This window comes from Microbacterium sp. B35-04 (genome assembly GCF_010634885.1).
Classification (GTDB): Bacteria; Actinomycetota; Actinomycetes; order Actinomycetales; family Microbacteriaceae; genus Microbacterium.
The window spans coordinates 84,573-96,223 of sequence record NZ_MWLP01000085.1 but is presented as its reverse complement, the minus strand read 5'-3'; the positions used below and the strand labels follow the sequence as shown (position 1 = coordinate 96,223).

The 11,651-nt window shown below is 72.0% G+C and carries 12 protein-coding genes; 6 read left to right on the top strand and 6 right to left on the bottom strand.

Annotation, left to right across the window (positions count from 1 at the left end; genetic code table 11):
* The first annotated feature begins 127 nt into the window (after positions 1 to 127).
* Complete coding sequence (locus B1729_RS16625) at positions 128 to 1,795, top strand: FAD-binding oxidoreductase (RefSeq protein WP_163633875.1); 1,668 nt, start codon at positions 128 to 130, stop codon at positions 1,793 to 1,795.
* The gene (locus B1729_RS16620) at positions 1,792 to 2,697 is read left to right on the top strand and encodes a diacylglycerol kinase (RefSeq protein ID WP_163616725.1); all 906 of its coding nucleotides are present in this window, start codon (positions 1,792 to 1,794) and stop codon (positions 2,695 to 2,697) included. Before B1729_RS16625 ends, B1729_RS16620 begins: the two co-directional genes overlap by 4 nt.
* A gap of 44 nt (positions 2,698 to 2,741) precedes the next feature.
* On the opposite strand, the gene B1729_RS16615 is transcribed toward B1729_RS16620, so the two are convergent.
* The gene (locus B1729_RS16615) at positions 2,742 to 2,984 is read right to left on the bottom strand and encodes a zf-HC2 domain-containing protein (RefSeq protein ID WP_163616727.1); all 243 of its coding nucleotides are present in this window, start codon (positions 2,982 to 2,984) and stop codon (positions 2,742 to 2,744) included.
* Entirely contained in the window at positions 2,981 to 3,589 is a 609-nt protein-coding gene (locus tag B1729_RS16610) for a sigma-70 family RNA polymerase sigma factor (RefSeq protein WP_204259993.1), read from the bottom strand. Before B1729_RS16610 ends, B1729_RS16615 begins: the two co-directional genes overlap by 4 nt.
* 192 nt (positions 3,590 to 3,781) lie before the next feature.
* Between B1729_RS16610 and aroA the strand changes: the two genes are divergently transcribed.
* From aroA to bcp, 3 genes are all read left to right on the top strand, one after another.
* Complete coding sequence (gene aroA / locus B1729_RS16605; RefSeq protein ID WP_163616729.1) at positions 3,782 to 5,152, top strand: 3-phosphoshikimate 1-carboxyvinyltransferase; 1,371 nt, start codon at positions 3,782 to 3,784, stop codon at positions 5,150 to 5,152.
* Between the two features lie 63 nt (positions 5,153 to 5,215).
* Positions 5,216 to 6,277 (top strand): ribosome small subunit-dependent GTPase A, encoded by a 1,062-nt coding sequence (gene rsgA, locus B1729_RS16600; RefSeq protein ID WP_163616731.1) that lies wholly within the window; start codon positions 5,216 to 5,218, stop codon positions 6,275 to 6,277.
* A gap of 78 nt (positions 6,278 to 6,355) precedes the next feature.
* Complete coding sequence (gene bcp, locus B1729_RS16595; RefSeq protein ID WP_163633873.1) at positions 6,356 to 6,826, top strand: thioredoxin-dependent thiol peroxidase; 471 nt, start codon at positions 6,356 to 6,358, stop codon at positions 6,824 to 6,826.
* Between the two features lie 48 nt (positions 6,827 to 6,874).
* On the opposite strand, the gene B1729_RS16590 is transcribed toward bcp, so the two are convergent.
* Positions 6,875 to 7,294, bottom strand: coding sequence for a histidine kinase (locus B1729_RS16590; RefSeq protein WP_239525667.1), 420 nt, complete (start codon positions 7,292 to 7,294; stop codon positions 6,875 to 6,877).
* A gap of 257 nt (positions 7,295 to 7,551) precedes the next feature.
* On the opposite strand from B1729_RS16590, the gene B1729_RS16585 reads away from it, so the two are divergent.
* On the top strand, positions 7,552 to 7,800 hold the full coding sequence (locus B1729_RS16585; RefSeq protein WP_018171995.1) for a WhiB family transcriptional regulator: 249 nt from the start codon (positions 7,552 to 7,554) through the stop codon (positions 7,798 to 7,800).
* A 345-nt stretch (positions 7,801 to 8,145) separates the two neighbouring features.
* Here the strand turns inward: B1729_RS16585 and B1729_RS16580 are convergent, their stop codons facing one another.
* From B1729_RS16580 to B1729_RS16570, 3 genes are read right to left on the bottom strand one after another with little or no spacing between them, the layout of a single operon-like run.
* Positions 8,146 to 9,630, bottom strand: a complete 1,485-nt coding sequence (locus tag B1729_RS16580; RefSeq protein ID WP_163633871.1) for a PAS domain-containing sensor histidine kinase — start codon at positions 9,628 to 9,630, stop codon at positions 8,146 to 8,148.
* Positions 9,631 to 9,653: 23 nt separating this feature from the next.
* Positions 9,654 to 10,967 (bottom strand): P-loop NTPase, encoded by a 1,314-nt coding sequence (locus B1729_RS16575; RefSeq protein ID WP_163633869.1) that lies wholly within the window; start codon positions 10,965 to 10,967, stop codon positions 9,654 to 9,656.
* The gene (locus B1729_RS16570) at positions 10,964 to 11,596 is read right to left on the bottom strand and encodes an SAF domain-containing protein (protein ID WP_163633867.1); all 633 of its coding nucleotides are present in this window, start codon (positions 11,594 to 11,596) and stop codon (positions 10,964 to 10,966) included. Before B1729_RS16570 ends, B1729_RS16575 begins: the two co-directional genes overlap by 4 nt.
* Between the last annotated feature and the right edge of the window lie 55 nt (positions 11,597 to 11,651).

Below are 11,651 nucleotides of genomic sequence, written 5' to 3'. Positions count from 1 at the left end.
GGATGCCGTCGTCCGGCGTATTCCGTGCGCCAGCACTTCCTCGAGCGCAGCGTCGAGGATCGCGGTCTCGGTGTCGGGCACTCCATCGGCCATGTGACAACCATACAGATCGTGTCATACTGTCGCCATGGCTGCGACGGCGCACACCGATCCCCCCAGCGACGCTGCTCCCCCGCGTCCCCTCGCGGTGCCGGCACCGCGTCCCCGGGGCGCCTGGGACGCCTGGGGCTCGGAAGCAGCCCGTCTGCCCGCGGCGGCAAAAGCCATCGTCGCGACCGTCCTGCCCGGCAAGGCGCATCCCGTGCGGCGCCGCGCCGTGCCGGCCCTGACGCCGTCGCGGCTGTCGGGCGCCGATCTCGACGCCCTCGCCGGGGTCGTGGGCCGTGATCAGGTGACGCCCGACGACGAGGTGCGGCTGCAGCACCTCGGAGGCAAGAGCACCCCCGACCTGCTGCGCCGCCGGCTGGACGACCCCCAGGCCGCCCCCGACGCCGTCGCCTCGCCGGCCGGCCACGACGAAGTCGCCGCGGTGCTCAGCCTCTGCGCCGAACGCGATATCGCCGTCGTCCCTTTCGGCGGCGGCACGTCGGTCGTCGGCGGCGTCGACCCCGCGCGAGGCGCGCACCGCGCAGTGATCGCGCTCGACCTCACCCGCACCGCCGCCCTGCTCGCGCTCGACGAAGTCTCCCTCCTCGCGACCTTCGGGGCCGGCACCACCGGTCCGCAAGCCGAGGAGCTGCTCGGAGCGCGCGGCCTCACCCTCGGCCACTTCCCGCAGAGCTTCGCGTACGCCTCGCTCGGCGGTTACGCGGCGACGCGGTCGAGCGGTCAGGCGTCGCGCGGCTACGGCCGCTTCGACGATCTCGTCCACGCTCTCCGCGTAGCCACGCCGGCCGGTGATCTCACCCTCGGCCGCTCCCCCGCGAGCGCTGCCGGCCCCGACCTCCGCCAGCTCCTCCTGGGATCGGAGGGCGCCTTCGGTGTCCTGACCGAGGTCACGGTCCGCGTCCGCCCGATTCCGGCGGCGACCGTCTACCGCGCATGGTCGTTCCCGGACTTCGCCAGTGGAGCGTCGGCGTTCCGCGAAGCCACGCAGCGCGGCATCCGTCCCACCGTGCTGCGGCTGAGCGACGAGACCGAGACGCGCGTGAACGCCGCGATGGGCGGGCATCTCACCCGCCTGCGCGGGAGCCTGGCCGTCGCCACCTTCGAGGGAGCGACCGCCTCCGAGGCCGAAGGCACGCGCGACGACCTCGACGCGGTCTTCACCGCACACGGCGCGACCTCGCGCGGCGAGGATCCCGCCCGATCGTGGGAGCGCGGCCGGTTCGCCTCTCCGGCGCTGCGCGACACACTCATGGACAGTGGCATCCTCGCCGAGACCCTCGAGACCGCGACCACCTGGACGCACCTGCCCGCGCTCAAGCGCGCCGTCACGGCCGCGCTGACCGAGACTCTCACCGAGATCGGCACCAAGCCCATCGTGCTGTGCCACATCTCCCACGTGTACCCCGCGGGGGCCTCGCTGTACTTCACCGTCGTCGCCGCGCTCACCGAAGATCCGCAGACGCAGTGGGCGACGGCGAAGGATGCCGCGTCCCGCGCGATCGCCGAGAGCCACGGCACGATCACCCACCATCACGCCGTGGGGCGCGACCATCGCCCGTACCTCGAAGCCGAGATCGGCGCGCTCGGGGTCGAGGTGCTCCGTGCGGTGAAGGGCGTCCTCGATCCGACCGGCATCATGAACCCCGGCGCTCTCGTGACCCCGGCCCCGACGGCCGACCGCGCATGAGGGTCGCGCTCCTCGTCAATCCCGCTGCACGCGCCGGGGCGCACACGGGCGCTGCGACCCGCGCGGCCGAACGCCTGCGCACCCACGGCGTGCAGACGTCCATCCTCAGCGGCGGCAGCGCAGCCGAATCCTCCGCGCTGCTGCGCGCCGCGATCCAGGTCGGCGTGGACGCCGTGGCGGTCGCGGGTGGCGACGGCACCGTCAACCTCGCGATCCAGGAGGTCGCGGGCACCGGCATCCCGCTGGGCATCGTCCCGTCCGGCACCGGCAACGACTTCGCCGCTACCCTCGGGCTGCGTGAGCTGGACGTCACGGCGGCCGCCGACACCATCGCCGGTGGGCGCACGAGGCGCATCGACCTCGCCCGCGTGACCCGGGGCGACGGCTCGACGCAGTACTTCGGCTCGGTGCTGGCCAGCGGCTTCGATTCGAAGGTCAACGACCGCGCCAACGCGATGCGATGGCCGCGCGGCGGCTCGCGGTACAACATCGCGATCCTCGTCGAGTTCCTGACTCTCGCCGGCATCCCGTACGAGGTCGACGTCGAGCTGGCAGACGGCACACGAGAAACTCTGAGCGGCGACCTCGTGATGGCGACGGTCGGCAACGGGCGCACCTACGGGGGCGGCATCCCGATCTGCCCGGACGCCGACCCGGCCGACGGGCTGCTCGATCTCGTGCTGGTGCGCCCGGCCGGCCGTCTGCGTCTGCTGCGGCTGCTGCCGCGGGTCTACCGCGGCACGCACGTCGGGGTGCCTGAGGTGTCGATCCGGCGCGTGCGCTCGGTGCGACTCTCGTCACCGGGCGTCACGGCCTACGCGGACGGCGACCCGATCGGGGCGCTGCCGCTCACGATCGACGTGGTGCCCGGCGCGCTCACGATCTTCACACCGTCCGGCTGACGGCCGGCGCCACCGCGCCGCACCGCGGCTGCGAACGCCGCGCGTCAGTGCGTCGCCTGGACCGCCCGCAGCTTGGCCAGCACCTGATCGCGGAGCTCTTCGGGTGCGCTCTCCTTGCATGCCCGAGCGATCACCTCGGTGAGCGTCCGTGCGACGAGAGCCTCGTCTCGACAGCCCGCACAGTTCTCGAGGTGCTCGGCGATGTCGCCCTGCTCGGTCTTGCAGACCTCGTGTCGCAGGTACTCCTCCAGGTCGCGCCGCGCCTTCTCACAGCCGCAGTCGGTCATTTCGTGCTCCTCGTGGCGGCAGTCGCGATGCCGCGCTCTTTTGCGTAGTCGGCCAGTAGTTCACGAAGCATCCGCCTGCCACGATGCAGACGGCTCATGACCGTGCCGATGGGGGTCTTCATGATGTCGGCGATCTCCTGGTAGGCGAAGCCCTCGACGTCGGCGAGGTACACCGCCAGCCGGAAGTCCTCCGGGATGGACTGCAGCGCGTCCTTCACGACCGACGCGGGCATGTGGTCGATCGCCTCTGCCTCGGCCGAGCGGGTGCTCGACGCGGTGGTCGACTCGGCGCCGCCGAGCTGCCAGTCCTCGAGGTCGTCGATCGTGCCCTGGTACGGCTCGCGCTGCTTCTTGCGATAGGTGTTGATGTAGGTGTTGGTCAGGATGCGGTACAGCCACGCCTTGAGGTTCGTGCCCTGCGTGAACGTCTTCCACGAGGCGAAAGCCTTGACGAAGGTCTCCTGCACGAGGTCGGCCGCATCCGCGGGGTTGCGAGTCATGCGCATGGCGGCGGCGTACAGCTGGTCCATGAAGGGCAGTGCCTGCTCTTCGAACTGCGCGCGCGGATCCTGCACCTGGTCCGTCTGGTCGATCGGGTCGCTCATCACGCGCCAGTCTACGGCGGCGGCCTCCAGGCCGCCGGGGCCCGGCGCGACGGGCCCGCTGTGCAACGGCGGCGCCTCGAGGTCGAGGCGGTCGAGAGTGGCGAACATCCAGCTCCATTCGGTGAGTGGCTCGCGGCCCGTGTCGACCTGCATTACGCGTCGTATCGGAGCCGTTCAGTAGGGTAGAACCCGATGACAGCCGACGCGTATTCCCCGACCTCCGCGCCGATCGAGCGCGGCCATTGGCACGCCCCCGTCGCGGACGGTCCGCTGCATGCGACGGTGACCGTCCCCGGCTCGAAATCCCTGACGAATCGCGAGCTCATCCTCGCCGCACTCGCCGACGCTCCGAGCCGCCTGATCGCGCCGTTGCACTCCGACGACTCGGCGCGCATGATCGACGCCCTGCGCTCGCTCGGCGTCGGCATCGAGCTCGTCCCCGGCGCCGGACTGTACGGCGACGACATCGAGGTGACGCCGGTGTGGCCGCTGCGCGGCGGCACCGAGGTGAACTGCGGACAAGCCGGCACCGTCATGCGCTTCGTCGCCGGGCTCGGCGGGTTCGCCCGCGGCGACGTCACCGTCACGGCGCACGAGAGCGCCCTGCACCGCCCGATGGGCGCGATGATCACGGCGCTGCGCGACGTCGGCGTCGACATCGACGACGGTGGCCACTGGTCCCTGCCGTTCAGCATCCGCGGGCACGGTCACGTCCGCGGCGGCGAGGTCACGATCGACGCCAGCGCCTCGAGCCAGTTCGTGTCGGGCCTGCTGCTCGCCGCCCCGCGATTCGACGTCGGCCTGCAGCTCCGCCACGCCGGCGCGCGGCTTCCGAGCATCCCGCACATCGACATGACGGTCGAAGCACTCGCCCACCGCGGCGTGCACGTCGAGCGTCCGGGCGTCGGCGAATGGATCGTGCCGGCAGGCGCGATCCGCGGCAAGGATGTCGCGATCGAACCCGACCTGTCCAACGCGGCGCCATTCCTCGCCGCGGCGATGATCGTCGGCGGATCGATCTCCGTCACCGGATGGCCGGCCCACTCGACGCAGCCGGGCGCCATGCTCACCGAGATACTGTCGCTGATGGGCGCCCGCGCCGTCCGCCGCGGCGGCGCACTCACCGTCACCGGGAGCACGGGCATCCAGGGCGTCGACCTCGACCTGTCGGCCGCGGGCGAGCTCACCCCCACGATCTTCGCGCTGGCCGCCTTCGCCGAGTCGCCCTCGACCCTCCACGGCATCGGCCACATCCGCGGGCACGAGACCGACAGGATCGCGGCGCTGGTCGCTGAACTGCGCGGCCTCGGCGGCGAGGCGGAAGAGCTGCCCGACGGCATCCGCATCGTGCCGCGGCCGTTGCACGGCGGTGTGTGGCACGCCTCGCATGACCACCGCATGGCGACGACCGGTGCCCTCATCGGGCTCGCCGTGCCCGGCGTCGAGGTGGACGACATCGGCACCACGGCAAAGACCATGCCCGAGTTCCCGCAGATCTGGCAGCGCATGCTCGACGGCGAGCATGCGGACGGCGTGTCCGAGGAGACGATGCGCGCCTCGTGAGCGGCAGCGGAGTCGGTGGCGGAGCGATCGGGATGACACGGTGAAGCGACCCAGGACGACGGAATGAGCTGGCTCGACGACCTCGACGACGACGACGATTCCGAGTTCGACGAGGCCGACATCCGGATGCGGCCCAACCCCAAGGCGAACCGCCCCCGCACGAAGCGGCGGCCGGCGCACAGCGACGCCCAGATCGCCCGCGTGCTCGGCGTCGACCGCGGCCGCTACACGGTTCTCCTCGACGAAGACCTGCCCGAGGAGCGCACGGTGCTCGCCGTGCGTGCGCGAGAGCTGCGCAAGACCCCGATCGTCAATGGCGACCGCGCCCGCGTCGTGGGCGACGCGACCGGCGACGAAGGCACCCTCGCCCGCATCGTCGGCATCGAGGAGCGCACGTCGCTGCTGCGGCGCAGCGCCGACGACACCGACCAGGTGGAGCGCGTCGTCGTCGCCAACGCCGACCAGATGCTCGTCGTGGTCGCCGCTGCCGACCCCGAACCCCGACCGCGGCTCGTCGACCGGTACCTCGTTGCGGCACTGGATGCCGGCATCCGTCCCCTCCTCGTCGTGACGAAGACCGACCTCGCCGACCCCGCGGCGTTTCTCGCGCACTTCGACGGGCTCGACCTGGTGGTGTTCACCAGCGGGCGCGACGAAATGCCCCTCGGTCGGATCGGCGCAGCGCTCGAGGGGCACTCGACCGTGTTCGTCGGGCACTCGGGCGTCGGCAAGTCGACGCTCGTGAACGCCCTCGTGCCGGACGCACGGCGGGCGACCGGCCACGTGAACGTGGTGACCGGGCGGGGTCGTCACACCTCGAGCTCGACGGTGTCGCTGCGCTACCGGGGCGACGGCGGCAACGGCTGGGTGATCGACACCCCCGGGGTCCGCTCGTTCGGCCTCGGCCACGTCGACCCCACCAACATCCTGCGTGCGTTCACCGACCTCGCCGAGGTCGCCGAGGAGTGCCCTCGCGGCTGCACGCACCTGCCCGACGCTCCCGACTGCGCCATCGTCGAGGCGGTCGAAGAGGGGCGGCTCGGCCCCGGCGGGCCGGCACGCCTGGACTCGCTGCAGCGACTCCTCGAGACGTTCGCCGAAAAGTCCCACAAGTCCGGCTCATAATCCGCCGCCCGGACACATACCCGGCCGGCCCTGCCTGGCTCAGCGGTTCGTCGGCGAGCCCGCGCCTAGAGTGGAAGCGTGACCACGACGCGCCTCGAACCCGGCTCCCTCGCGCCCGCCTTCACCCTCGTCGATCAGGATGAGCGGGCCGTGACGCTGAAGGACCTCCGGGGTGGGCCGGTGATCCTCTTCTTCTATCCCGAGGCGATGACGCCCGGGTGCACGAAGGAGGCGTGCGACTTCCGCGACAGCCTCGCGCCGCTGCAGGCCGCCGGCTACACGATCTTCGGCATCTCGCGCGACCAGCCCGAGAAGCTCCGGCGATTCCGCGAGCGCGACGGCCTGACCTACGACCTCTTGAGCGACCCCGACCACAAGGTGCACGAGAAGTACGCCGTGTGGGGCGAGAAGGTCAACTACGGCAAGACCTTCATGGGCGTCATCCGGTCCACCTTCGTCATCGACGAGAAGGGGCGCATCGCACACGCGCTGTACAACGTGCGCGCGACCGGTCACGTGGCGCGCGTCCGCGCACTGCTCGGCGTCTGACGGCTCACGCTCCGTGACGGCGGCCGAGCCGTCGGTGCAGAGACGGGATCAGCGGGATGCCGCACCCGGCGCATCGCCGTCGGTCTCGCGACTGTCCTGCCGTCGTGCCGCACGTCCGGCGTCGCGCACTGCCAGCACGAGCAGCACCAGCACGATGAGCGCCGGGATGGCGAGCGCCCAGGCGATCGACGGATCGGCGAAGCTGCCGGTGGCTGCACCGAAGGCGACCGCCAGGATCAGCAGCTGGGTGACGATGCCGCCGGAACGCCCCCAGGACTGGCCGCGCCAGATGGCCAGGGCGAAGGCCAGCACGGCCGCGGCGCCCACGAGCGTCAGCACGGCGAGCGCGATCGCACTCTCGATCGATCCGGTATCGCCCGCCGCGATGGCGACGACCTCGCGCACCGTGAGCGCCATCAGGCCCAGTCCCTCGAGCCCGACCAGCACCGCGGCGATCTTTCCGGACACGTTTGTCCGCATTCTCCGTCGACTTCCTCTCACGCCGGCCAGTGGTTTGTGCGAACCCTCCACACCACAGGGGGAACACTCAGCAAGTCCTACACAAACCCGCCGATCAACCCTTGATTCAGGTAAACCGCTATGGGACGATTGGTGAAGCCGTGTGCTCCCACAGCGACGTGGGGCGAGTCAATCTCGCACATCCCACAGGGTATCGGACCCGAACCGAACCCGAATCCCACCCCTCTGTTACAAGGAGCACCACCATGGACTGGCGCGACAAGGCCGCCTGCCTGACCGTCGACCCCGAACTGTTCTTCCCCGTTGGGAACACCGGTCCGGCCGTCGATCAGATCGAGAAGGCCAAGTCGGTGTGTGCTCGATGCACAGTCACCGAGATCTGCCTGCAGTACGCCCTCGAGACCGGACAGGACTCGGGCGTATGGGGAGGCCTCTCCGAGGACGAGCGCCGCGCCCTGAAGCGCCGCGCGGCTCGCGCCCGCCGCGCCTCCTGACGCATTTTCACGACGACACCCGGCCGCCTCGGCGCCCGGGTGTCGTCGCGTGTGCGGCCTGCGCGCGCGGAGCCTCCTCGCTCCGGACGCCAGGGCCGCTGCTTCGGCGAGCCAGGAGATTCCCGTCGATACCGAGCGCGATGTCCCCGGTCTCGCCGCGAATCCCCCGGCTCGGTGAGAACGAGCCAGAATCTACGGACGCCGGGGGCCCGGGCGACCGCCGGGCGAGGCACACGCCGGGGCCGTGGCTACGCCGGGCGAGCACACGCGGACCTTGGCGGCGGCGGGCCGCGGCCTCGCCGAACGCGGCGCCACAGGGCGCCGCGGCATCCGCTTCTCTCGTGCTCAGCCGGGAGTGCGGTCGATGTAGCGCAGCGGAATGTCGATCGTCACTTCGGTGCCGCTGCCCATGATCGTGTGCCAGTCGATCGTGCCGCCGAGCTCACCCTGGATGAGCGTGCGCACGATCTGCGTGCCCAGACCGCGGCCGACCTGGCCTTCCGGCAGTCCCGAGCCCGTGTCGCGCACGCGCACCTCGAGCCGCTCGTCGCCGCGTTCGGCGATGATCTCGACGTCGCCCTCCTGACCGGCCAGCCCGTGCTCGACCGCATTGGTGACGAGCTCGGTGAGAGCGAGCGCCAGGGGCGTGGCGTACTCGCTCGGAAGCGTGCCGAAGCGTCCCGACGAGTGCGTGCGCGCACGGGTGTTGGGAGCCGCCGCAACCTCGGCGACGAGCTTCAGCACGCGCGCGAACACCTCGTCGAAGTCGACGTTCTGCGCCAGTCCCTCGGACAGGGTGTCGTGCACGACGGCGATGGCCGATACGCGGCGCATCGCCTGCGTGAGCGCCTCGCGCGCCTCCTCGCTGTGCGAGCGCCGCGCCTGGATGCGCAGCAGCGACGCGACGGTCTGCAGGTTGTTCTTGACGCGGTGGTGGATCTCGCGGATCGTGGCGTCCTTGGTGATGAGCTCCTGCTCCTGGTGGCGGATCTCCGTCACATCGCGGCACAGCACGATGGCGCCGATGCGCGTGCCGTGATCGCGTAGCGGGATGGTGCGCAGCGACACCGTCACGCCCCGCGCCTCGAGGTCGGCGCGCCAGGGGGCGCGCCCGGTGACGACCACCGGCAGCGACTCGTCGAACTGGCGCTTCGTCGGCAGGATGGCGGTGACGACCTCGACGAGCGACTCCCCCTCGAGCTCATCGTCGAACCCGAGTCGGTTGAAAGCCGACAGCGCGTTGGGGCTCGCGAACGTCGTGATGCCGTCCACGTCGAGCCGCACCAGGCCGTCGGATGCGCGAGGGGCGCCGCGGCGCGGCGAGGTGGGCGCGGCGAGGTCGGGGAAGTCGCCCGACGCGATCATTCCGAAGAGGTCGTCCGCGCAGTCGTTGAAGGTGATCTGCTGGCGTGAGGGGATGCGCGCCTCGCCGAGGTTCGTGTGCCGGGTGAGCACCCCGATCACCGTCGCGGCCGTGCCGCGCTTGCGTGTGACGGGAACGGCGCGCACCCGCGTCGGCGTCTCTTCGAACCAGTCGGGCGAAGAGGAGTCGACGATGCCGCCGGACTGGAACGCCTCGCGCACCTGCGTGCGCCACTGCGGCCGCACGCGGTCGCCGACGATGTCGCGGTAGAAGAGAGTGGCCGCGCCCCCCGGCCGCGTGTGGGCCACGGCGACGAACGAGTCGTCGGATGTCGGCACCCAGAGCACGATGTCGGCGAAGGCCAGATCGGCGAGGAGCTGACCATCCCCCGCGAGACGGTGCAGCCACTCCACGTCTTCTTCGCTGGAGCGGCCCTGGGCGTAGACGAGATCGCTGAGGGTCGACACCCATCCAGCCTAGAGCGCCGGGCTCACCCCACCGGCGCGCCGACGCGAGCGACCTCGTCGGCGCCCGGGCGCGCGGCGCGACGGCCGCGCCCACTGCCGACGCCGCGGCGGCCGTTGCTCGCCGCCCGCTGCGGCTCGGGCGCGGGCACGACCGCCTCGCCGACGAAGCGACGCAGCGCCAGGGTGAGCGGCGAGCGCGGCGCCACCTCGGCGATCGGGAGCGACGCGAGGATCGCGGCATCCGTCGATCTGGGATCCTGCGGGAGGAACCAGACGTCTTCGATGCCGCCGAACCGATCAAGGGTGCGGCGCACCTGCCCGCGGGCGTCGATGCCCAGCGTGCCGGGACGGAGGCGGTTCGCGACGACCGCCACGGGCGTGGCGCCGATCGTCGCCCGCAGGTCGGCGTGACCACGGAGGAAGCGCGCGATGCCGACGGGATCGGCGGCAACGACGGCGACGACGAGATCGGCGCTGCGCAGTGCGGCGAGGGTGGCCGCGTTTCGCCGTGGACCGTCGAGGTCGCTCACGATCTCTTCGTCGCGCTCCAGCGACGACGCGACGTCGACCACGGTGTAGTCGGCCCATTCGCGGCAGGCGGCGAGCGCCGCGGCCACGCGCCGATCGCTCAGCTCGGGCCAGCGCGACGGCCTGTTGATGCCGGTGAGGACGTCGACACCGGTGCGACCGAGCGGCACCGCGATGCGGGTGAGCTCGCGGGCGTCGAGGCCGCCGAGCTCGGCCTGCCGGCAGGCCGCGGCGAATCCGGGCCCCTCGTCGGCGAGGCCCAGTGTGAGAGCGAGCGACGGCGCGTGCGTGTCGGCGTCGACCAGCGCCACGTGGCGGCCTCCGCGCGCGAGCTCGACGGCGAGCTCGGTGGCGACCGTGGAGCGCCCGGGAGCACCGGCCGCTCCCCAGACGGCGATCACGCGCGGCTGCGGGCGGGGTGCGGGCGAGGGCGCCGACGCAGCCGGAGCGGCGGAGAGCGCCTCGGCGATGCGCCACGGCTCGATGTGCCGGCTCAGCGGCGCTTCCAGCCCGCACGCCGCCGCGACGCGCTCCCCCGCCGCATCGTCGACCAGCGGCACGACGCGTGTGCCCGCACGGTCGCAGAGGGCGACGACGGTCGGCGACATGGTCGCGCGCGACACCGAGACGACCAGGGCGTCAGCGTCGGCGAGGGCTCGCAGCAGCGTCTCGGCGTCGGTGCCCAGCATCCCGTCCGCCGCGGCGAGGGCGGGCGCGCCGGCCGTGACCACCGCGATCACGTCGATGCCCTCGCGGCGCAGTCCCTCGACGAGCAGCGCCGCGTCATCCACGGCCACGACGACTCTCACGAGCCGGCGCCCATCGTCGGCACGATCGAGAGGGCCGACTCGTCGGACATCGCGGCGAGCGTCGCCGGCACGTCCCCCCGGGGGATGACCAGTTCGAGGGCGGCAGCACCGCCCCCCATCATCGAGTCGTCGCGCGTCACCGACACCACGGTCGCGTCCGCGACCAGGATCCGCGGCTCGTCGTACGCACCCTGCTCGAGGAGCGGAGCGGACCACAGCTCGACGACGGTGCCCGCCTCGACCGACGCCGGCACATCGACGGCGCTGCGGACGACGACGCTCGTAGTACGTGCGTCGGCCGGATCGCCGACGGATGCCGCCGGCACCAGCTCGCCCGCCTCGATCGTGCGCGTGGCGACCTGCGACCCATCCAGGTCGTGGGCGGTGAGGTAGGTGCCCGCCAGCGGCCCGAGCGCGACGTCGACCACCGTGAAGTCGCCCGCACCGATCGCCTCGCCGGGCACGATCGTGTGGGCGGCCGCGTACACCGGCACCGTCTGCCGCGCGGCTGAGACCACGAGCCACACGCCGATGACGGATGCCGCCACGAGAAGCACGCCGAGGAAGAAGCGCGCGTCGCCCCAGAAGGCGCGTCGCGGGGTTCGGACAGGGTCGCTGTGGGCCGTCATGGGTCCATCGTCCTCGACTCGGCCAGACGACGTCGGCCGTTATCCACAGGGCGCC

Coding starts and splice junctions, on each gene's coding strand:
- B1729_RS16625 (WP_163633875.1), top strand. CDS start 128: ATGGCTGCGACGGCGCACACCGATCCCCCCAGCGACGCTGCTCCCCCG.
- B1729_RS16620 (WP_163616725.1), top strand. CDS start 1,792: ATGAGGGTCGCGCTCCTCGTCAATCCCGCTGCACGCGCCGGGGCGCAC.
- B1729_RS16615 (WP_163616727.1), bottom strand. CDS start 2,984: ATGACCGACTGCGGCTGTGAGAAGGCGCGGCGCGACCTGGAGGAGTAC.
- B1729_RS16610 (WP_204259993.1), bottom strand. CDS start 3,589: ATGAGCGACCCGATCGACCAGACGGACCAGGTGCAGGATCCGCGCGCG.
- aroA (WP_163616729.1), top strand. CDS start 3,782: ATGACAGCCGACGCGTATTCCCCGACCTCCGCGCCGATCGAGCGCGGC.
- rsgA (WP_163616731.1), top strand. CDS start 5,216: ATGAGCTGGCTCGACGACCTCGACGACGACGACGATTCCGAGTTCGAC.
- B1729_RS16585 (WP_018171995.1), top strand. CDS start 7,552: ATGGACTGGCGCGACAAGGCCGCCTGCCTGACCGTCGACCCCGAACTG.
- B1729_RS16570 (WP_163633867.1), bottom strand. CDS start 11,596: ATGACGGCCCACAGCGACCCTGTCCGAACCCCGCGACGCGCCTTCTGG.